Source organism: Streptosporangium amethystogenes, from assembly GCF_000721075.1.
GTDB classification, from domain to species: domain Bacteria; phylum Actinomycetota; class Actinomycetes; order Streptosporangiales; family Streptosporangiaceae; genus Streptosporangium; species Streptosporangium amethystogenes.
In genome coordinates this window covers 105,484-126,582 of sequence record NZ_JOEQ01000022.1, presented here as the reverse complement: position 1 = coordinate 126,582, position 21,099 = coordinate 105,484, and the positions used below count along the sequence as shown (strand labels likewise).

Below are 21,099 nucleotides of genomic sequence, written 5' to 3'. Positions count from 1 at the left end.
GCCGGGCCTGGTCCAACGGCGTCAGCCGGTGCTGGTGTTCAGGCTGGGACCGCCGTCCTTGCCGCCGCTCTCAGTGTGGTGACCGGGTCCCTCCTCGCCCTTGTTCTCGCCGGTGGACGAGTCGGTGGGGAGGGGCAGGGGGGTCGCCTCGCAGGGCGCGACCGTCCCCTTGACCACCTGCAGCGAGGTCGCCATGGGTGGCCTGTCCGCTCCGGCCTGGTCGACGGTGATCGCCAGGACCAGCGTCTGGTCCGCACCGACCTGCCCCTTTTCGATCTTGAACGCGATTCCCTTGCCCTCCTTGCCGATGCCGACCTGCATCTGCCCGCCCGCGCCCGCCGGCTCGCCCCGGGAGGGCCGGCAGGTCTGGCCCGCGGGGAGGTAGTCGACCACCGCCCTGACACCCGCGCCGGCGAGCTCGGCCTGCAGCTCGCCGGGGTCGCGGAACTCGTTGATCCGCACCTCGACCGATCCGTCCGCGCCCTTGTCCACCGCATAGGCCGGCGTGCCGGCTCCGACGAACAGGGTGAGCGCCACCGTGGCGGCCGCCGCGGCCCCCGCCACCGCGGCGGACAGGCTCAGGAAGCGACGGTCCGGGCCGCGTCGCACCGGTGTCCGAACAGCCATGTCCTCTTCCTCCATCCTTGTAGTGATCTCTGCCTTGAGTGCACTGAGCAGGCGCTCTTCGAAGTTGCCGCTCACGCCTCTCCCTTCACGTACACAGCCGACGGCGAAGCGACGTTTTCCAGGGCGCGTCTGGCCCGATGTAACCGGACTCGTGCGGTGACCTTGCCGATGCCCAGGGCCGTGGCGGCTTCCGTGACGGTGAGCTGGTCGATCGCCACGAGCTCCAGCACGGCCCGCTCGCCCTCGGGCAGGCCCGCCATCGCCTCCAGCGCGCGCCGCATCCGGCGCTCGGCGTCGATCCGCTCCTCCATCCGGGTGAGATCGTTGTCGTCCATCATTCGTCTGCCCGCGACGCGGCCGGTCGCCCGCACCTCGCGCGCCGCCCTGCGATGGTGGGCCGATACGACGTTGCGTGCCACGCCGTACAGCCACGCGATCTCACTGCCCCGGCCGGGCCGGTAGGTGTTCGCCGAGTCCAGGGCCGCCAGGAAGGTGTCAGCGGTCAGGTCGGCGGCCAGATGAGGGTCGCTCACCCGGCGTACGACGAACCGCATGACAGCGTCGACGTGGCGGCGGTAGAAGGCCTCGAAGGCCTCGGGATCCTCACTGAGGCGCACTGGCCTCGCTCCCTTCGTCGTTCGCCCTTACACCTCTACTTGGACCGAGCGACGCGAAGCGTTTCCGGGCAGACCCGGCTGACGACGGTGGTCGGCCAGCGGAAACCGTCGCTCCCGGCCCGAGGTGCGGGCGAAAAGGGTTGGCGGGCTTCGCGTCCCAACCGGCACCATGTGCGGATGCTGATCAGGGAAGCCACCGCTGAGGACTGGCCCGCCATCTGGCCGTTCTTTCATGAGATCGTCACCGCCGGTGAGACCTTCACCTACCCGACCGACCTCGGGCGGGACACCGGGCGCGACTGGTGGCTGTTGCCGCCGCCGAACCGTACGGTCGTCGCCGTCGACGACGCGGGGGAGGTCCTGGGCACGGCGAAGATGAACAACAACCAGTCGGGCAACGGCTCGCATGTCGCGAGCGCCAGCTACATGGTCGATCCAGCGCGTTCCGGGCAGGGCGTGGGCCGGGCGCTCTGCGCGTACACGCTGGAGTGGGCACGGGCGGCCGGCTTTCGCGCGATGCAGTTCAACGCGGTCGTGGAGACCAACGCGCACGCGGTGAAACTGTACGAGTCGCTCGGCTTCGAGGTGCTGGGCACGGTGCCGGAGGGTTTTCTGCACCCGACGAAGGGCTATGTCGGGTTGCACGTCATGTATCGCGCTCTTTGAGGGGCAGCGAGGCGGGCAGTCCGAAGGGTACGAAGTGGTCGGGGCCGATGAACGAGGTGATCTCACAGATCCGGTCGCCGCGCAGGGTCAGCACGTTGAGCGCCCAGGCGAGGTACCCGCCGAACTCGTCGTGCCAGACGTAGGAGGCCACCGTGGGCTGGCCGTTCGCGCTGGTCGGGAGGTTCCGCCAGCCAGGACAGTCGGTCAGCGGGACCCGTACGGCGAAGTCGGTGACGGCCGCCAGGCCGTGGTACCAGTGCGCCAGCGGCGGCATCGACCAGGTGACGTCCTCGGTCAGCAGCGCGACCAGGGCGTCGGCGTCGCCGCTTTCCAACGCGGAGGAGTACCCGGCGACGATCTCTCGCAGGCGCGCGTCGCCGACCTTCCGCAGTGTCCGCTGCTGGCTGCGGGAGGGGACCTTCTCCGCGACGATCCGGCGGGCTCGCTGCAGGGCACTGTTCACCGATGCGACGCTGGTGTCCATCGTGGTGGCGATCTCGGCGGCGGAGAAGCCGAGGACCTCGAAGAGCAGCAGCGCCGCCCGCTGGTTGCCCGGCAGGTGCTGCAGGGCGGCGACGAAGGCCAGCTCGACGGCTTCGCGCTGCTCGTAGCGTGCGTCCGGGGCGGCCGGCCCTTCGGCGAGGCCCGCGTCGGGGTAGGGGCCCAGCCAGGCGACGTCGGCGAGCGGGGCCTCGCCGACCATGGCGTGGTCGCTGGACGGGCCGAGGTCGACGGGCATCGCCCGCCTGCCGCGGCGTTCGACGGTGTCCAGGCAGGTGTGGGTGGCCACGGTGTAAAGCCACGAGCGCAGCGAGCTACGGCCCTCGAAGCGCGCGAGCCCTCGCCACGCCCGCAGCAGGGCGTCCTGCAGGGCGTCGTCGGCGTCATGGGTGGAGCCGAGCATGCGGTAGCAGTGGGCGTGCAGCTCCCGGCGGAGTGGCTCCACGAGGCGGGTGAAGGCCGCGTCGTCGCCGTCGCGTGCCCGCGCCAGGTCGGGGTCCTCGGTCCGTGCGGAAGAAACTTCGCTCACAGGCGATGATTCTGCCGCACGGTGGCGGTCTCCTTTTCGACGGCAGTACCGCCGCACCCACCAGGAGGATTCCCATGACCCACCATCCCGTGCCCGGCTGGTTCGACATCTCCACCCCCGACGCACCGCGAGCGCGACACTTCTACCGGGAGATGTTCGGCTGGTCGATGAACGTGCTGGACGAGACCTACGCGCTGGTGGGCGGGGAGGGCGGCCGGCCGGCGGGCGGGATCGGCCAGGCCGGTCCGGACAGTCCCTACACCGGGATCGTCGTCTACTTCCCGGTCGACGACGTGGACACCGCCCTTGAGCGGGCGGAGAAGCTCGGTGGCAGCCGGAGGCTGGAGCCGCAGAGCGTGCCCGGGATGGGGCGGATAGCCGTGTTCACCGATCCCGACGGCAACGCCGTCGGCCTACTGAGCCCCTGACATTCGTCCCCGATCAAAGAAAATGGGCTGACATGACCGAAAAAGAACTGAAAGCCGATATGCATCGGTATCTGCAGCGGGCGCGTGAGGCGCTGCTGTGGAAGCTCGACGGGCTCTCGGAGTACGACGTCCGCCGCCCGATGACGCCGACCGGCACCAACCTGCTGGGGCTGGTCAAACACCTGATCGGCGTCGAGTTGCTCTATCTGGGATACGTGTTCGGGCGGCACTTCGAGGAGAAGGTGCCCTGGTTCGGCCCCACCGGTCGCCTGGAGGACATGGACCCCGCCGCCGAGGTCCCCAACGCCGACATGTGGGCCACCGCCGAGGAGTCCCGCGAGTACATCGTCGGGCTGTACCGGCGGGCGTGGGAGCACGCGGACGCCACCATCGAGGCGCTGGGACTGGACGAGACCGGCCACGTGCCGTGGTGGGCCGAAGGGCAGAACAAGCCGACGCTGCACCGGGTCCTGGCCCACCTGATCGCCGAGATCCAGCGGCATGCCGGGCACGCCGACATCGTCCGGGAGCTCATCGACGGGGCCGCCGGGGTGCGGGAGGACAACGACAACCTGGCACCGGGCGACCGGTCGTGGTGGGAGGAGTACCGCGACCGGCTGGAGCGGGTGGCCCAGGAGGCCGGCCAGAGCTGAACCCGCTGTACTGTCGCGCGGCCTGCGATTACGCCGACGCCGGAGTCCGCCCTCTGGGGGCAGGATCCGCAGCCGGATGGTCAGAGCCAGCCACGGGCCGCCGCCTCGACGCCGGCCTGGAAGCGGTTGGCGGCGCCGAGGGTGGTCATCAGGCCCGCGATCCGCCGGGTGGCGGTCCGGGCGCTGACCCCGAGTTGCCGGGCGATCGCCTGGTCCTTCAGCCCGGCCCTGAGCATGTGCAGCAGGAGCAGGTCCTCCTCGCCGGGACCGTCGCCGGGTGGCGGGTGCGCGCCGACGATCGGTTCGGCCCGCTCCCAGTAGAGCTCGAAGAGTTTGATGAGCGCGTCGAGCAGGCCGGACGGGTGCACCACGGCGAGGGTGTCGTAGATCTCGCCGACCAGCGGTACGAGCGCGACCTTCCGGTCCATGATCCGTAGTTTGAACGGCAGGTCGGGCAGCATCCGGGCCTGCTCGCCGAGGGTGGCCAGTTTGGCCACGGTCTCGAACCTGCCGGGTCGTTCCATGGCCTCCGGGCAGTACACCGTGCGGATCTCGACCCCCCGGTCGATCATCGCCAGGGTGTCCTCCAGTTCCTTCTCGTTGGTCTCCGGCCGGGCCTTCGCCCACTGCAGGTAGGGCGGCTTGTCCAGCACCCACATGTGGGTGCGGATCGACTTGGTCAGCTCGTCCACCTTCCGGTCGACCATCTCCCGGCCGGACAGCACCTCCACCAGGGAGGCGAGATCGGTCTGCAGCCGACCGGTGTGGTAGAGCCGCGCGAAGTCGTCCACGACCGTCCGCACCCTGCTGAACGCCGACTCGGCCTCCATCCGGCGCTGGTGGAGCAGCGCGGTCAGGGCCGTGTCCGGGCCGACCGGCAGGTACTCGCCGGGCTTGATCCTGCGGACCAGGCCGAGCTCGGTGAGCCGGACGGCGGCGTTCCTGACCCGGCCGGGAGTGGTGTCGAGCAGCGTGGCGATCTCGGAGAGCCTCTGGTCGGGCCGGTTGAGGAGTGCGCGGTACACCTGCTCGTCGAACTCGCCGACGCCGAGCGTGTCCAGCACAGGTCGCTCCCAAAGGTGCCGAAGCGTGACGTCTTTCGCCATATGGCGGAAGACGCCACAACTTTACCTGGACAACCATTGGTCTCACAAAGTTCACTTCACACCGAACAATCACATGAGCGGCGAATTCGCTCTTGCCTCCCTTCTCCCCCCCTCGGAGGAACAAACGTGACATATCAGTCACGCAACGGACGACTTCTCGCCAGTGTGGTCGTGGCCTTCGCGCTGTCCGTGACGGCGCTCCCGGCCCGGGCGTCGCTGGCGGACCCCACCCCCGGATCGTTTCTCGCCGGCCGGTACATCGTCACGCTGGCCGAGCAGCCGCTCGCCGGCTACGAGGGCGGCGTGTCCGGCCTGGCGCGTACCAAGCCGCCGAAGGGGAAGCGGGTCGACGTCACCACGCCGGAGGCGAAGCGCTACCGCGACCACCTCACCGACCGGCACACCAAGGCGGCCAAGGCCGTCGGCGCCACTCCCGCGCGCCACTACTCCGTCGCCTCCAACGCCTTCGTGGCCGACCTGTCGGCCGTTCAGGTGGCGCGGCTGATGGGCACGGCCGGGGTGACCTCCGTCGTCCGGGACGAGCTGCGCACGGTGGCCGACGACAGGAAGTCCACCGACTTCCTGAAGTTGTCCGGCCCCGCCGGGGTCTGGTCCTCGCTGGGCGGCGCCGAGAACGCGGGCAAGGGTGTCGTGGTCGGCGTCATCGACACCGGCGTGTGGCCGGAGAGCCGTTCGCTCGCCGCACCGGCACTGGGCTCGGCCGCGCCCACCACGGAGGACCCCTACCGGCCGTATCTGGACGGTACGACCACCGTCATGCGCAAGGCGGACGGCGGCACGTTCACCGGGACCTGCCAGGTCGGCGAGGAGTTCGACGGCGGCCTCTGCAACGAGAAGCTCATCAGCGCCCGCTACTTCGGGGACACCTGGGCGGAGCTCACTCCCCCCGATCAGCGCGCCGACTATCTCTCCCCGCGTGACCGCCACGGCCACGGCACCCACACCGCGACCACGGCCGCCGGTAACGCCGGGGTCGACGTCACCGTGAACGGCCTGGCCTTCGGGGAGATCTCCGGAGTCGCCCCGGCCGCGAAGATCGCGGTCTATAAGGCACTCTGGTCGAGCAAGAGCGCCGAGGGCAGCGGGTACGTCAGTGACCTCGTCGCGGCCGTCGACCAGGCCGTGGCCGACGGCGTGGACGTGATCAACTACTCGATCGGGTCGTCACGGGAATCGGCGGCCGACGACCCGGTCCAGCGCGCCTTCCTCAGCGCGGCGTCGACGGGTGTCTTCGTGGCCGCCGCCGGAGGCAACAACGGACCGGACCCGGCCAGCCTGGACAACACCGCTCCCTGGGTGACCACGGTGGCGGCCAGCACGGTCGCTCCGTACACGGCCGGCGTGGTGTTGGGCAACGGTGCGAGGTACACCGGCCAGAGTTCGTCGGTCGCCGCGAGCGTCGGGCCGAAGCCGCTGGTGCCGGCCACCTCGGTGAAGAACGCGGACGTCAGCGACGCCGACGCGTCGCTCTGCCAGACGAACAGCCTCGACCCGGCCAAGGTGGCCGGCAAGGTCGTCGTCTGTGACCGGGGCGTCATCCAGCGGCCGATCAAGTCCGCCGAGGTCGCCCGCGCCGGCGGAGCGGGCATGGTGCTGGTCAACCTGACCGCCCTCGGTGCCGAGGCGGACGTGCACTCGGTGCCGACCGTGCACCTCGACGCACCCGACTCGCTGACCGTGAAGGAGTACGCGGCGACCGAGGGCGCGCAGGTCACGCTGGTTCCCGGTGGGACGGACACGCCCTACCCGCAGGTCGCCGGATTCTCCTCGCGCGGCCCGTCGACGACGAACCACGGTGATCTGCTGAAGCCGGACATCGCCGCTCCCGGTGTGGCGATCCTCGCGGCGGTGGCCCCGCCGGGAGCGGCCGGACGCGAGTACGACGTGATGTCCGGCACCTCCATGGCCGCACCGCACATCGCCGGACTGGCCGCGCTCTACCTCGGTAGGTATCCGAACTGGTCGCCGATGCAGATCAAGTCGGCGATGATGACCACCGCGACCGACCTCAAGACCGACAGCGGCGCGGCGAGCACCGACCGGTTCGCGCAGGGCGCCGGCAACGTCACCCCGGACCGGATGTTCAACCCCGGCCTGGTGTACGACTCCGCGGAGCAGGACTGGCTGGGCTACCTCGAAGGTCTCGGGATCGAGACCGGCACGGGCGTGCCGGGAATCGACTCCAGCGACCTGAACTACCCCTCCATCGCGATCGGCGATCTGTTCGGCTCGCAGACCATCACCCGCAGGGTCACCGCGGTCGCCCCGGGCGTCTACCGGGGCAAGATCGACCTGCCCGGGGTGAAGACCACCGTCCGCCCGTCCACCCTGCGCTTCGACGCGGCCGGGGAGACCAAGGAGTTCACGGTCACCTTCGAACTGAAGGACGCGCAGGCGGAGACCCTCGCGAACGGTTCGCTGACGTGGACCGGGGCCGGCACCACCACGCGCAGCCCCATCGTGCTGACGCCGCAGAGCGTGCGGGCGCCGAAGCAGGTCAGCGGCACCGGAAAGGTCGGCAGCGTCTCGTTCCCGGTCACCCCCGGCGTGACCAGGTTCCCGATCACCGCCCACCGGCCGGTCTCCGCACCGCCGCAGGCGGGCTCGGTCTCCACCTCCGGCCCTGACTTCCAGGAATTCTGGACCACGGTGACCGAGGGCGCCAAAGCCGTCGAGTTCAACGTGCGCGCCGACAACCCTCAGGCACAACTGGGAGTGATCCTGGGGTACGAGATCGAAGGCGGGATCCACCTGGTCGACGTCCTCACCTCCCCGGCGGATCTGAGGGTCAGCGTCCCCAACCCGGCGGCCGGCAGATACCTCCTGGTGGTCGTGTCACTCGGTGAGGTCGAGGGGACCACGTCGACGCCGTTCACCGTCCAGACGAACCTGATCGACGGCAAGGGCGGCAAGGGGGAGTTCACCGTGTCCCCCAAGAAGCCCAAGGTCACCGTGGGCGTTCCCCTGACGGTCACCGGCTCGTGGTCCAAGGTGTCCACCGGCGTACGCTCCACCGCCTTCATCGAGTACCCGAACGGAACCGGCACGGTGGTGACCCTCAACTGACGGACACCGTCCCCCGCTGACCGGGGCGAGCGCGGAGCCTGTGTCCCACAGGTCGCGCCCGCCCCGGTGCGCTTTTTCCAGGCTCGTCGCGGCGGGGCAGAATCAGGGCTCGTGGGCGGGGTGGAACCCGGGCCGGTCGGCCATCACCTCCACGGGCCGTCGAACCCGCTGAGGCCCGCTGAGGCCTGCGGTGGACCTCGCCCCGGACGCCCCCGCGGCCTGCCGACCGACCGGTCAGCGGCGCTGGTCGCCGCTGCGGCCGCGGCCCCGGTCGCTGGTCAGGGTCGCGAGCAGCGGGCCGAGGCGGTACTCCACCGGGGTCGTCAGGGCGATCTCGGTGGTGGACCGGACGACGCCGCGGAGCGCCAGGACCTCCTGGATCAGCGACTGCAGCTCGGCGTGGCTGCGGGAGGCCACCCGGACCATGACGTCGCTGGTGCCGGTGGTGATGCAGACCTCAAGGACCTGGCTCAGCCGCCCGAGCGTGTCGGTGACCTCGCCCAGAGTGCCCTGGGCGAGCTGCAGGTGCAGGAACGCGGTCACCGGCAGGCCGAGGCGCTCCAGGTCGACGCGGGCGCTGAAGCCCGTCAGCACCCCCGACTCGACGAGCCGCTGGTAGCGCGCCTGGACCGTGTTCCGCGCGACCCCCAGCCGGGCCGCGAGCTCGCTGGTCCCGGCCCGGGGGTCTTCGGACAGGGCGGTCAGCAGCTCCGCGTCGAGCCGGTCAATGCTGGTCACAGTGCTCACCTGTCGTTGTTTGTGGCGGGTGTTAACTGAGCAGGACGCTCAATATTTCTGCAGAACCTTGACGTGGCAGCCACTCTAACCTCAAATTTACCGACATATGCGTCAGCTCTGGTGAAGGAGGCACACATGGCCCAGACCGCCGATCCTGTGGTCGGGGCGGGTGCCCGCATCGACCTCGCCGATCGCTACCGGCCGGGTTCCGGCCCGGTGCTGCTGACGGGAGTCCAGGCCGTCGGCCGGTTGGTCGCCGAGCAGCGTGCGCGCGACGAGCGGGCCGGTCTGCGCACCGCCACGTTCGTGTCGGGATACCAGGGCAGCCCGCTGGCCGGTCTCGACAAGACGCTCGCCGGTCTGCGGTCCGACGACCTGCGCCTGCTGCCCGGTCTCAACGAGGAGCTCGGCGCCACCGCCGTCTGGGGCAGCCAGAGCGCCCTGCCCAGCGGGCGGCGTACCCACGACGGCGTGGTGGGTCTCTGGTACGGCAAGGGACCCGGCGTCGACAGGTCGGGCGACGCGATCCGGCACGCGTCCACGTACGGCGTCGACCCGCGCGGCGGGGTGCTGGCCCTCGCCGGTGACGACCCCGGCGCGTCGTCGTCCACGCTGCCGTGCGTCAGCGAGCGCACGCTGGCCGCGATGGGGCTGCCCGTGCTGTACCCGCGCGACGCCGAGGAGATGGTCGCCCTCGGGCTGTACGGCATCGCCCTGTCCCGGGCGTCCGGCTGCTGGGTCGGCGTCAAGGTGGTCACCGCGGTGGCCGACGGGCTCTTCACGGTCGACCGCGACTTCGCCGGCATGCACATAGAGGTTCCCGAAATCGAGTGGGAGGGGCGGCCGTGGACCTACCGGCAGCGCACCATGTCCTCCCCGACCGACAGCCTGCTCGCCGAGGCCGACCTGTTCGGCCCCCGGTGGGCGATGGTCGAGGCGTTCGGCGCCGCCAACCCGCTGGACGTCGTCGAGGTCGACCCCGCCGACGCCCGGCTCGGCATCGCGGCGCCCGGCGTGACGTACGACGCGGTGCGCCAGGCCCTGCTCGACCTGGGCCTCGACCAGCGGGGTCTTGAGCGGGCCGGGATCAGGCTGATGCGGATCGGGATGCCCTACCCGCTCGGGGCCGGCACCCTGCGGCGGTTCGCGCGCGGGCTCCGCCAGATCCTGGTCGTGGAGGAGAAGACGTCCTTCGTCGAGAGTCAGGTGCGCGACCTGCTGTACGGCTCGGCCGACGCTCCGGCGGTGCTGGGAAAGCGGGACGCGGACGGTCGGCCGCTGGTGCCCGCCGGGGGACTGCTGAACGCCGACCGGCTGACCGGGCCGCTGCGCAGGCTGCTCTCCGACCGGGTCGAGCTCGCCCCGCCGCCGAGGGCACCTCGGATGGCACTCACCCTGACACCGGTGGCGAGCCGCACCCCGTACTTCTGCAGCGGCTGCCCGCACAACCGGTCGACCGTGCTCCCCGAAGGGTCGCTGGGGGCCGGCGGCATCGGGTGCCACACCATGGTGACGATCGCCGACCGCCGAAGCGCGCAGGTCACGTCGCTGACCCAGATGGGCGGCGAGGGGACGCAGTGGCTGGGACAGTCGCAGTTCACCGACGTGCCGCACATCTTTCAGAACGTCGGCGACGGCACCTTCTTCCACTCCGGCCAGCTGGCACTGCAGGCGTGCGTGGCGGCCGGGGTGAACATCACCTACAAGATCCTCTACAACCAGGTCGTCGCGATGACCGGTGCGCAGGACCCCCAGGGTGCCCTGAGCGTTCCGGCGCTGACGCGCAAGCTCCATGCCGAGGGCGTGGCCAGGATCATCGTCTGCTCCGAGACGCCCCGCGGCTACGGCAGGCGGGCCCGATTCGCGCCGGGGACGCTCGTCTGGCACCGTGACCGGCTCGACGAGGCGCAGCGACTCCTTCGCGACGTGCCGGGCGTCACCGTGCTCATCTACGACCAGCAGTGCGCGGCCGAGGCCAGGCGGCTCCGCAAGCGCGGCCGGCTCGCCGAGCGGACGCAGCGGGTCGTCATCAACGAGAGCGTCTGCGAGGGGTGCGGCGACTGCGGGGTGAAGAGCAACTGCCTGTCGGTGCAGCCGGTGGAGACCGAACTCGGCCGCAAGACCAGGATCGACCAGACCTCCTGCAACACCGACTACACCTGCCTGCAGGGGGACTGCCCGTCGTTCGTCACGGTACGGGTCGACCCCTCCCGCAAGCCCGCGGCCACCTCACGACCCGAGCCCCCCTCGGTGGCGGATCCGGTCATCCCGGTGGCGAGCCCGACGTACGACGTGTTCCTGGCCGGGATCGGCGGCACGGGCATCGTGACGGTCAACGCGGTGCTGGCCACCGCCGCCCTGCACGACGGCCTGCGCAGCGCCGGCCTCGACCAGACCGGCCTGTCGCAGAAGGCGGGCCCGGTGACGTCGCACCTGCGGATCTCGGTCGACGGCGGCGAGCCGGCCAACCGGGTCAGCGCCGCCGGTGCCGACACCGTGCTGGCGTTCGACCTGCTGGTAGGCACCGACGCCAGGCACCTGGCGCTGGCGAGCCCCGGGCGCACCGTCGCGATCGCCTCGACGAGCCGGACACCGACCGGAGAGATGGTCTACGACGCCGGCCTCACCTACCCGGACGCCGAGCCGATGCTCGCGCGTCTGCGAAACTCGACGTCCAGGCTGCACGAACTGGACGCGCTCGGTGCCGCCGAGGCGCTGTTCGGCTCCACGGACGTGGCGAACCTGCTGGTCGTGGGGGCCGCGTTCCAGGCCGGTGCGCTGCCGCTGACCGCGCGGGCCATCGAGCGGGCGATAGCGCTCAACGGGGTGAAGGCCGACCTCAACACCGCCGCCTTCCGCTGGGGCCGGGTCAGCGTCGCCGACCCGGCCGCGTTCGCTCGGGCCGTCTCGGGCGACGGGGGTCGGTCGGCCGCCGGTGACGGCCCGGACGGCTCCGAGTTCCTGGCCGGCCGGTCGATGGGGGGCGAGACCGCCCGGCTGGCGGGCCTGCGGGCCGTGGAGCTGCGGGCGCACTCGGGCGCGGACCTGGCCCGGCGCTACGTCGACCTCGTCGAGACCGCGTGGACCGCTGAGCGGGCCGTGGGCGAGGCGACGGACTTCAGTGAGGCGGTGGCCCGTGGCGCGCACCGGCTCTGGGCCTACAAGGACGAGTACGAGGTGGCCCGCCTGCTCACCGACCCCGCCGCCGACCCGGTCGCCGGGCAGGTCGCCGGGGCCGCGAAGGTCACCTACAACCTGCACCCGCCGATGCTGCGGTCGATGGGAATGAGCAGGAAGCTCAAGCTCGGTCCCTGGTTCCGGCCGGTGCTGCGCGGGCTCGCCAGGGGACGGGTGCTGAGAGGCACCCCGCTGGACCCGTTCGGGTTCGCGCACGTCCGCCGGCTTGAGCGCGCGCTGGCGGCCGACTACCGGGACATGGTCGCCGAGCTGGCCCGGACCCTCGACGCGGCCGGCTACGACCGCGCGGTGCGGGCCGCCGAGGCCGCGGAGCTGGTACGCGGCTACGAGGGGGTCAAGCTGGCCAGTGTCGAGCGCTACCGCGAGCGGCGCGACGAGCTCGCCGTCCCGCTCGACGCCGAGGTGTTGCGGCTCCTGCGCTGACCACGGCCGCCGGCGTCGGCGGCGTGGAGCATCCGGTGACCTCATCCGCGCCGACGGGGTCACCGGCCTCTGTCGAGCAGCAGGCCAGGAGGTTCCGTCTGGTAAATGCGTGTGCATAGTGTCAATTCGACGACGACGAGACAGCCGAGCCCACGACCGGTGTGAGCACGGACGGTGTCCTCGAACGCGAACGCCCGCTCCACTACGTGGCGGCCGAAGCCCTCCGGGGGCAGCGGCCGCCCGAAGCCGGCGCGGAGCGCAGGCTTCCAGCGGATTTCCGGCGGGAGAGGCCCTTGGAGGGGTTCGCTAGGCTCGGATGATGGGCTCTCCTAGAACACTTGTGCTGTGGGATATCGATCACACGCTGGTCAGCATCGACGGGGTCGGCAGGGACATCTACGCCGAGGCGTTCCAGGTGGTGACCGGGCAGCCCATGCGGCAGGTCGCGGCCATGGCGGGGCGGACCGACTGGGCGATCACGGCGGAGACGCTCCGGATGCACGACGTCGAGGTGTCGGAGGAACTGCTGAGCTCCTTCGTCGCGGCCCTCGCCGAGGCGTTCGTCGTCTACGAGGCGGAGATCTCACAGCGGGGCAGGGTCCTGGCGGGGGTGCGCGAGGTGCTCGACGTACTGGCGGGCCGGGCCGACGTGATCCAGTCGCTGCTCACCGGGAACATGGAGCCGCTGGCGATCGGCAAGCTCAGGGCGTTCGAGCTGGAGGGTTTTGTGGACTTCGAGGTGGGTGCCTACGGGATGGACCACGAGGACCGCGCGGTGCTGGTGGGCCTGGCGCAGGAACGTGCCGCGCGGAAGTACGAGGAGTCCTTCACCGCGCGGAACACGGTGCTGGTCGGGGACACACCGAACGACGTTCTAGCCGGGCTTGAGGGTGGGGCGCGGGTGGTGGCCGTCGCCACCGGTTCCAGCGACGTCCAGGCCCTGAAGGAGGCCGGCGCGGAGCTGGTGCTGGAGGATCTCGCCGACACCGCCGCCGTGGTACGGGCCCTGTTGGGAGCGTCGGATCTGTAGGGCGGTCCCGGCCGTCCCCGGTCGCCGGGCCGCGCGACCGGTCAGGGCGTGTCGTGCACGGATTCCCCGGGGTCGCGGGACGCCGGGGGCGGGACGGCCGCGCGTTCGCGGCCTCAGGCGAGAGGCGGTCGCCCTACCCTGAGGGCGGACCGGCGGTCATGGTCCGTGCGTCGACGAGCCTGACCAGTTCCGGAAGGACCGTGCCCAGCGGGGCGTCGACGGCGAGCGTCGCGTAGCCGTCGCCGCGGGTCGGGCCCTGGTTGACGATCGCCACGGGGATGCCGAGCTTCGCGGCGCGCAGCACGAACCGGCGGCCGGACATCACCGTCAGCGACGATCCGAGCACCAGCAGCAGGCGTGCTCGTTCCACCAGGGCGTAGCACTCGCGGACCCGCTCCGGCGGGACGGTCTCCCCGAAGAAGACGACGTCGGGCTTGAGCACCCCCCGGTCACACGCCCGGCAGCCGACCAGCTGGAACCCGTCGACCTCCTCGTCCGCCAGCTCGACGTCGCCGTCCGGGTTGATCGCACTCGCTCGGGCACCGAACCGGGGGTTCGCCAGCGTCAGGCGGTGATCCAGCTCCTCTCGCGAGCTCGAATCACCGCAGTCCAGGCAGATCACCTGATGCAGGCTGCCGTGCAGCTCGACGACCGCCTCGGCGCCGCCCGCCTGGTGCAGGCCGTCCACGTTCTGCGTCACGATGCCGGCCACCAGGCCGTGCCGCTGGAGCCGCGCGACCGCCTGGTGGCCGCTGTTCGGCCTCGCCCCGGTCATCGCCCGCCACCCGAGGTAGCTCCGCGCCCAGTAGCGCCGTCTGGCAGCCGGGTCGCCGGTGAACGTCTGGTAGGTCATCGGGGTGTGCCGGACCAGGGAGCCACGCGGCCCCCGGTAGTCGGGAATCCCCGACTCCGTCGATATCCCGGCCCCGCTCAGCACCGCGACACCGCCCGCGGCCACCAGCTTCGCCAGCGCCCTCGTATCCTCGCTCACCCTCCCATACTGACCCACCCCGCATACCCAGCCGGACCCGGGCACATCCTCTCCGGATGCCTTCCAAGGTCAGCGGAAGTCGTCGGCGTGGTCGGCCGCCCACCGGTGGAACGGGGTGGCCGGTGCTCCGGTGAGTTCCTCCACGACGGAGGTGGTCGTCTCCGGGGCGGCCACCATCAGCGCGTGCGCGTCGATGATTCCCTCCGCCGCGGCGGGCGGCCAGCCCTGGTCGAGCAGCTCGCGCAGCGCGATCTCCGGCGCGAGCTCCTCCCAGCGCGTCGGCCGGCCGATCGCCGCGCCGATGGCGGCCACCTGCTCCACCTGGGTCAGCGCCTCGGGGCCGGTCAGCACGTACTTCGCCCCGGCGTGGCCGGTGCCGGTGAGCACGCTCACCCCCGCGGCGGCGATGTCGCGCTCGTGGATCAGTGCCCTGGTGGCCGCACCGTGCACCCAGCGGACGACGCCGGTCCCCCGGATCTGGGCGGCCCACATCAGGGTGTTGGCGGCGAATCCGCCGGGCCGCAGGAACGTCCACTCCGCTCCGGACCGCTCGATCAGCCCCTCGATGAGGGCGTGCGAGCCGAGGATCGAGTTCGGGTCCTGGCCGGGGGCGTCGGATGTGCCGCGTGCGGAGAGGTAGACGACGCGGCGGGCGTGCTTGGTGATCCTCTCGATGGTCGCGGGCGCCGCGTGGTCGGCCGCGAGGGTCGGCCAGACGAGGAACACCGAGTCGACCCCGTCCAGGGCGGCGTCCAGGCTGCCGGGGTCGGCCAGGTCGCCGCGCACCACCTCGGCGCCCTCCGGGAGCCTGGCGGACGCGGGATCGCGGACCAGCGCGCGCACGGCGGCGCCCGCGCCGAGAAGCCGGGTCACGGCCTGACCGCCGACCTTGCCTGTGGCCCCGGTAACCAGAATCATGATGATCTCCTTCGTCAGTGGGAACGTCGTGATCAGCCTGCAACCTCAACTTTGGTTGATGTCAATGAGGCAGGGAGGGGAGGACCGTTGTCCGCAGGGCACCAACCGTCCCCCGGAGGTGAGGGCGGGAAGGCCGGGACGCCGTGGACGCGGGGGCGGGCTCTCGCGTCGCTCGCCGTGCTGGTCGCCGGGCTGCTGGTGTTCCACGACGCCGTGCCGAACGCCGTGGGCAACCTCGGCAGCCTGCTGGAGACGTTCCTGCCCTGGGTCGGCCTGGCGGTTCCCCTACTGGCGGTTCTGGCGCTGCTGCGGCGGTCGGCTCTCGCGGCGGTGGCCCTGCTGCTTCCCATGACGGTCTGGGTCGCGCTCTTCGGCGACCGGCTGCCGCCCGCCGAGCGGGGAGTGGCATCCGACCTGACGGTGTCCCGGCTGACGGTGCTCCAGCACAACGTCGCGGACGACAACCCCGATCCCGCCGGGACCGCGCGGGTCCTGGCGGCAGCCGGTGCGGATCTTGTCGCTCTGGAGGAGCTGACCCCCGAGGCGCTGCCCGTCTACGGGGCCGCCCTCGCGCCGGACCATCCCCACCGCGCCGTCGTGGGCACCGTCGGGCTCTGGTCCAGGTACCCCCTCACGGACTCCCGGCCGGTGGACATCAGGCCGAAGGACATCGAGGGCGACTGGAACCGGGGGTTGCGGACCACCGCGCGGACCCCGTACGGCGACGTGGCCGTCTACGTCGCCCATCTTCCCTCGCTCCGCGTCCGGCTGCCGGACGGCTTCGGCTCCGGCCGGAGGGACGAGAGCGCCGTCGCGCTGGGTGCGGCCCTCGCCGCGGAGAGGCTGGAGCGGGTCGTCCTGCTGGGCGATCTCAACGGCACCCTCGACGACCGGGGCCTGGCCCCCCTCACCTCACGGCTGATCCCGGCGCGGGAGGGCTTCGACTTCAGCTGGCCCGTCGCCTTCCCCGTCGCCAGGATCGACCATGTCATGACCCGCGCGGTGACCCCCGTCAGCACCTGGACCCTGCCCGCCACCGGCAGCGACCACCTGCCGGTCATGGCCCGCGTCAGGCTCTGATCCCCGCGGGAGCCGGTCGTCACCGGTGAGCGCGGCGCTCACCGGTGACGACCGGCTCGGGCGGGTTCGAGGGGCCGGGCGTCGATCGTTCCCGGTGACCGCGTCGCAGCCGCGCCGATCCGTGGCCGAGCCGGACGGATCACGGTGAGACCGGCGTGGGCACCTCCTCCGCGGCCGTCTCGTCGTCCTCGATCGCCGCGCCGCTGAACTGCGCGGAGTACAGGCGGTGGTAGGCGCCGCGGGCGGCGAGCAGCTCGTCGTGGGTGCCGTGCTCGACGATGCTTCCCTCCTCCATCACCAGGATCAGGTCGGCGTCGCGGATGGTCGACAGCCGGTGGGCGATGACGAAGCTGGTGCGGTCCGAGCGCAGCGCGGCCATGGCGTGCTGCACCAGGACCTCGGTGCGGGTGTCGACCGAGCTGGTGGCCTCGTCGAGGATGAGCAGCGACGGGTCGGCGAGGAAGGCGCGGGCGATGGTCAGCAGCTGCTTCTCGCCGGCGCTGACGTTGCTCCCCTCCTCGTCGACCACCGTGTCGTAGCCGTCCGGCAGGGTGCGTACGAAACGGTCGACGAAGGTGGCCCGCGCGGCGGCGAGGATCTGCTCCTCGGTGGCCCGGGGGTTGCCGTAGGCGATGTTCTCGCGGATGGTGCCGCCGAACAGCCAGGTGTCCTGGAGCACCATGCCGATGTGCGAGCGCAGGTCGTCGCGGCGCATCGCGGTGATGTCGATGCCGTCGAGGGTGATCCGGCCCGAGTTCAGCTCGTAGAAGCGCATGACGAGGTTGACCAGGGTGGTCTTGCCCGCGCCGGTCGGGCCGACGATCGCGACGGTGTGCCCGGGGTCGGCCACCAGGGACAGGTCCTCGATGAGGGGCTGCTCCGGGTCGTAGCTGAAGGACACGTGCTCGAACTCGACGCGGCCCCGCCTGGCGGTGGGCACCACCGGGTCGGCCGGGTCGGGCTCCTGCTCCGCGGCGTCGAGCAGCTCGAAGACCCGCTCGGCCGAGGCCACCCCCGACTGCAGCAGGTTGGCCATCGAGGCGACCTGGGTCAGCGGCTGGGTGAACTGCCGGGAGTACTGGATGAACGCCTGCACGTCACCCAGGCTCATCGCCCCGGTGGCGACCCGCAGGCCACCGACGACGGCGATGGCGACGTAGTTGAGGTTCCCGATGAACATCATCATCGGCATGATGATCCCGGAGATGAACTGGGCGCCGAAGCTGGCCTTGAACAGCTCCTCGTTCCGCTCCCTGAACACCTCCTCGACCTCGGGGCGGCGGCCGAACACCTTCACCAGCTCGTGGCCGGTGAACGCCTCCTCGATGTGGGCGTTCAGGCTGCCGGTGTGCTTCCACTGCGCGACGAAGTGCCGCTGTGAGCGCTTGGCGATCATCCCGGTGGCGACCATCGTCAACGGGATGGTCACCAGGGCGATCAGCGCGAGCAGCGGTGAGATCACGAACATCATCGCGAGCACGCCGATCACCAGCAGCAGCGAGTTCAGCAGCTGGCTCATGGTCTGCTGCAGGGTCTGCGAGACGTTGTCGATGTCGTTGGTGACCCGGCTGAGCAGCTCGCCGCGCGGCTGGCCGTCGAAGAACCTGAGCGGAAGCCGGTTCAGCTTCTCCTCGACCTCCTCCCGCAGCCGGTAGACGGTGCGCTGCACCACGTCGTTGAGCAGGTAACCCTGGTACCAGGCGAAAAGCGACGACGCGACGTAGAGCCCCAGTACCCAGAGCAGGACCGTGCCCAGCGCGCCGAAGTCGATGCCCTGACCGGGTACGACGTCCATCCCCGCGAGCAGGTTGGCGAAGTTGTCGTTGCCGGAGGCGCGGGCCGCCTCGATCGCCTGCTGCGTGCTCATCCCGGCGGGCAACTGCTTGCCGATCACCCCGGTGAAGATCAGGTCCGTCGCGTACCCGAGGATCTTCGGCCCGACGACGGAGAACACCACGCTGATCACGGCGAGACCGATCACGGCCAGCAGCTTCGGGCGATCGGGGTTCATCCGCCGGACCAGCCGTCGGGCGGAGGGCCCGAAGTTCATCGACTTCTCCACGGGCATCCCGGCCCCGCCCATGGGGCCCCGGCCGAAGCCTCCGCCTCCGACGGGTGGTCGCGGTCGCGCGGTCGTCGTGGGACTGTCACTCATGCTGCGGTCTCCGCGGCTAGTTGGGACTCGACGATCTCGATGTACGTCGGGCAGGAATCCAGCAGCTCGTCATGGGTTCCCAGGCCGACGATCACGCCGTCGTCCAGGACGATGATCTGATCGGCGTCGGCGATGGTGGAGACCCGCTGGCCGACGATGATGACGGCGGCCTCGGCGGTGTGCGGGCGCAGGGCGGCGCGCAGCCGCGCGTCGGTGGCCAGGTCCAGGGCCGAGAACGAGTCGTCGAACAGGTAGATCTCGGGCTTGCTGACCAGTGCCCTGGCGATGGACAGCCGCTGTCGCTGCCCGCCGGACACGTTCGTGCCGCCCTGGGTGATGGGCGCCTCCAGGCCCTCGGGCATCGCCTCGACGAAGTCGCGTGCCTGGGCCACCTCCAGCGCCTCCCACAGCTCCTCGTCGTCGGCGTCCGGGTTGCCGTAGCGCAGGTTGCTGGCGACGGTGCCGCTGAACAGGTACGGCTTCTGCGGCACCAGGCCGATGCGCGACCAGAGCACCTGGGGGTCGAGGTCGCGGACGTCGACGCCGTTGACCGAGACCGTGCCCGAGGTGGCGTCGAACAGCCTGGGCACCAGCGAGACCAGTGTCGTCTTGCCGGAGCCGGTGCTGCCGATCACGGCGGTGGTCTGTCCCGCCGCCACGCGGAAGGAGATGCCGGACAGCACGGGTGCCTCCGCGCCCGGGTAGCGGAACTCGACGTCGCGCATCTCCAGTTCGGCGCGGCCGCTCACCTGTCGTACCGGGTCGCTGGGCGGCGTCACCGACGACTCGGTGTCGAGCACCTCGGTGATGCGCTCGGCGCAGACCGCGGCGCGCGGGATCATCATCGAGATGAAGCTGGCCATCATCACCGACATGAGGATCTGCATCAGGTACATCAGGAACGCGGTCAGGGCGCCGATCTGCATCTCGCCGCTGTCCACCCGCCCGGAGCCGAACCAGAGCACGGCGATACTGGAGATGTTGAGGATCAGCATCACGGTGGGGAAGATGAGCGCGGTCAGCCGTCCCACCCGCAGCGCGGTGTCGGTCAGCTCGCCGTTGGCCTCGGCGAACCGGCGGGTCTCCTCACGCTCGCGGACGAAGGCGCGCACCACGCGGATGCCGGTGAGCTGCTCGCGCAGCACCTGGTTCACCCGGTCGATGCGCTCCTGCATCGCGCGGAACTGGGGGACCATGCGGACGATGATCAGGCCGATCGAGACCAGCAGCGCGGGGACGCAGACCAGCATGAGCCAGGACAGGCCGAGGTCCTGGCGCAGCGCCATGATGATGCCGCCGACGCCCATGATGGGGGCCGCGACCAGCATCGTGCAGGTCATCACGACGAGCATCTGGACCTGCTGCACGTCGTTGGTCCCGCGGGTGATCAGGGAGGGGGCGCCGAAGTGGGAGACCTCCCTGGCGGAGAAGCCGCCGACCTGGTGGAAGATCGCCGAGCGGACGTCGCGCCCGAAGCCCATGGCCGCATGGGAGCCGTAGTAGACCGCCGCGATCGAGCAGGCGATCTGCACGAGGGAGACGGCCAGCATCCAGCCTCCCGCGGTGAGGATGTAGCCGGTGTCGCCGGTGGCCACGCCCTGGTCGATGATGTCGGCGTTCAGGCTGGGCAGATAGAGCGAGGCGATGGTGCCGACCAGTTGCAGCACCACCACGGCGGTCAGTACCGCCGAGTAGGGGCGCAGGTAGGTGCGGAGCAGGCGGGTCAGCATGGGATCTCTTTAGGTGGGGTGGCCGGGAGAGGGGCGTCGTGCCGGAGGACCGGCCGTCGGCCGGTCTCGTCCGTCGTCCCGGTAGCCGGGATCATGAGGATTTCCTCCAGCGGGGGAGTGTCGGACTCAGCCTGCGACCTGAACTTCGGTTGAGGTCAAGGGAACGGGCCGAGGTGGGGACAGGTGCGGAGCCCGACCGGTGGCCTGGAAGCGATCTCCGAGAGCGGCAGCGGGTCGCTTTCGACGAACTCCCGATGGTCGCGCGCGACAGGCGGCGGCCATGGCGTGGCCGGTCGTGGGGGCTCGATCGGGCCGGTGAGCACCTGCCGGATGAGGGAGCCCTGGCACGTCGGTCATCCTACAAAGCAAGTGGACAGAGCGCTCACCCATTTATTGCGGTTCAGCCGTATGTGGCGTTCGGGGGACCGGAGGGACGGACGGGGCCCCGGTGAAAGAAGTGATCGTTTCCGGCGAGGTGCGGAATCTTTTTCCAGCAAATGTAGGAAAACAGCGTGAAAAACCCCATCTTTCACCCGATGCGGTGGGCATCATCTGCGATCTAACGTCGTGTGGCAGACAACCTGACATCACCACGACAGCCGTCTGCCTGTCGGCCAGGAGA

At 70.8% G+C, this 21,099-nt stretch carries 16 protein-coding genes; 7 read left to right on the top strand and 9 right to left on the bottom strand.

Annotation, left to right across the window (positions count from 1 at the left end):
* Positions 1-21 precede the first annotated feature (21 nt).
* Together IG98_RS47400 and IG98_RS0127840 are read right to left on the bottom strand one after the other, a co-directional pair.
* Positions 22-627 (bottom strand): hypothetical protein, encoded by a 606-nt coding sequence (locus tag IG98_RS47400; RefSeq protein ID WP_157594553.1) that lies wholly within the window; start codon positions 625-627, stop codon positions 22-24.
* A 71-nt stretch (positions 628-698) separates the two neighbouring features.
* The gene (locus IG98_RS0127840; RefSeq protein WP_030918423.1) at positions 699-1,244 is read right to left on the bottom strand and encodes an RNA polymerase sigma factor; all 546 of its coding nucleotides are present in this window, start codon (positions 1,242-1,244) and stop codon (positions 699-701) included.
* A gap of 177 nt (positions 1,245-1,421) precedes the next feature.
* Here IG98_RS0127840 and IG98_RS0127835 point away from each other — a divergent pair, with 177 nt between their 5' ends.
* On the top strand, positions 1,422-1,910 hold the full coding sequence (locus tag IG98_RS0127835; protein ID WP_030918421.1) for a GNAT family N-acetyltransferase: 489 nt from the start codon (positions 1,422-1,424) through the stop codon (positions 1,908-1,910).
* On the opposite strand, the gene IG98_RS0127830 is transcribed toward IG98_RS0127835, so the two are convergent.
* Positions 1,891-2,940: a sigma-70 family RNA polymerase sigma factor gene (locus IG98_RS0127830; RefSeq protein ID WP_030918418.1), complete on the bottom strand. Its 1,050-nt coding sequence runs from the start codon at positions 2,938-2,940 to the stop codon at positions 1,891-1,893. The two genes, IG98_RS0127835 and IG98_RS0127830, sit on opposite strands and share 20 nt — an antisense overlap.
* Before the next feature lie 74 nt (positions 2,941-3,014).
* Here IG98_RS0127830 and IG98_RS0127825 point away from each other — a divergent pair, with 74 nt between their 5' ends.
* Positions 3,015-3,368, top strand: coding sequence for a VOC family protein (locus IG98_RS0127825; protein WP_030918415.1), 354 nt, complete (start codon positions 3,015-3,017; stop codon positions 3,366-3,368).
* A gap of 32 nt (positions 3,369-3,400) precedes the next feature.
* Entirely contained in the window at positions 3,401-4,021 is a 621-nt protein-coding gene (locus tag IG98_RS0127820; protein ID WP_030918411.1) for a DinB family protein, read from the top strand.
* 80 nt (positions 4,022-4,101) lie between these two features.
* On the opposite strand, the gene IG98_RS0127815 is transcribed toward IG98_RS0127820, so the two are convergent.
* Positions 4,102-5,085 carry a helix-turn-helix domain-containing protein gene (locus IG98_RS0127815; protein ID WP_030918407.1) on the bottom strand — a complete coding sequence of 328 codons (984 nt, stop codon included), beginning with the start codon at positions 5,083-5,085 and terminating at the stop codon, positions 4,102-4,104.
* Between the two features lie 168 nt (positions 5,086-5,253).
* Here IG98_RS0127815 and IG98_RS0127810 point away from each other — a divergent pair, with 168 nt between their 5' ends.
* The gene (locus IG98_RS0127810) at positions 5,254-8,214 is read left to right on the top strand and encodes a S8 family serine peptidase (protein WP_051753038.1); all 2,961 of its coding nucleotides are present in this window, start codon (positions 5,254-5,256) and stop codon (positions 8,212-8,214) included.
* 234 nt (positions 8,215-8,448) lie between these two features.
* Here the strand turns inward: IG98_RS0127810 and IG98_RS0127805 are convergent, their stop codons facing one another.
* Positions 8,449-8,952 carry an Lrp/AsnC family transcriptional regulator gene (locus tag IG98_RS0127805; protein ID WP_030918402.1) on the bottom strand — a complete coding sequence of 168 codons (504 nt, stop codon included), beginning with the start codon at positions 8,950-8,952 and terminating at the stop codon, positions 8,449-8,451.
* 135 nt (positions 8,953-9,087) lie between these two features.
* On the opposite strand from IG98_RS0127805, the gene IG98_RS0127800 reads away from it, so the two are divergent.
* A complete protein-coding gene (locus IG98_RS0127800) occupies positions 9,088-12,573 on the top strand; it encodes an indolepyruvate ferredoxin oxidoreductase family protein (protein WP_037971450.1) in 3,486 nt (1,161 codons plus the stop codon).
* 319 nt (positions 12,574-12,892) lie between these two features.
* On the top strand, positions 12,893-13,603 hold the full coding sequence (locus IG98_RS0127795) for an HAD family hydrolase (protein ID WP_030918397.1): 711 nt from the start codon (positions 12,893-12,895) through the stop codon (positions 13,601-13,603).
* A 133-nt stretch (positions 13,604-13,736) separates the two neighbouring features.
* Here the strand turns inward: IG98_RS0127795 and IG98_RS0127790 are convergent, their stop codons facing one another.
* Together IG98_RS0127790 and IG98_RS0127785 are read right to left on the bottom strand one after the other, a co-directional pair.
* Positions 13,737-14,594 (bottom strand): NAD-dependent protein deacetylase, encoded by an 858-nt coding sequence (locus tag IG98_RS0127790; protein WP_030918394.1) that lies wholly within the window; start codon positions 14,592-14,594, stop codon positions 13,737-13,739.
* A 69-nt stretch (positions 14,595-14,663) separates the two neighbouring features.
* A complete protein-coding gene (locus IG98_RS0127785) occupies positions 14,664-15,512 on the bottom strand; it encodes an NAD(P)H-binding protein (protein WP_030918391.1) in 849 nt (282 codons plus the stop codon).
* 87 nt (positions 15,513-15,599) lie between these two features.
* On the opposite strand from IG98_RS0127785, the gene IG98_RS0127780 reads away from it, so the two are divergent.
* Complete coding sequence (locus tag IG98_RS0127780; protein WP_084195696.1) at positions 15,600-16,592, top strand: endonuclease/exonuclease/phosphatase family protein; 993 nt, start codon at positions 15,600-15,602, stop codon at positions 16,590-16,592.
* Between the two features lie 139 nt (positions 16,593-16,731).
* Here the strand turns inward: IG98_RS0127780 and IG98_RS0127775 are convergent, their stop codons facing one another.
* Together IG98_RS0127775 and IG98_RS0127770 are read right to left on the bottom strand one after the other, a co-directional pair.
* Positions 16,732-18,747, bottom strand: coding sequence for an ABC transporter ATP-binding protein (locus IG98_RS0127775; RefSeq protein WP_030918385.1), 2,016 nt, complete (start codon positions 18,745-18,747; stop codon positions 16,732-16,734).
* Complete coding sequence (locus IG98_RS0127770; protein WP_030918383.1) at positions 18,744-20,477, bottom strand: ABC transporter ATP-binding protein; 1,734 nt, start codon at positions 20,475-20,477, stop codon at positions 18,744-18,746. Before IG98_RS0127770 ends, IG98_RS0127775 begins: the two co-directional genes overlap by 4 nt.
* Positions 20,478-21,099 lie beyond the last annotated feature (622 nt).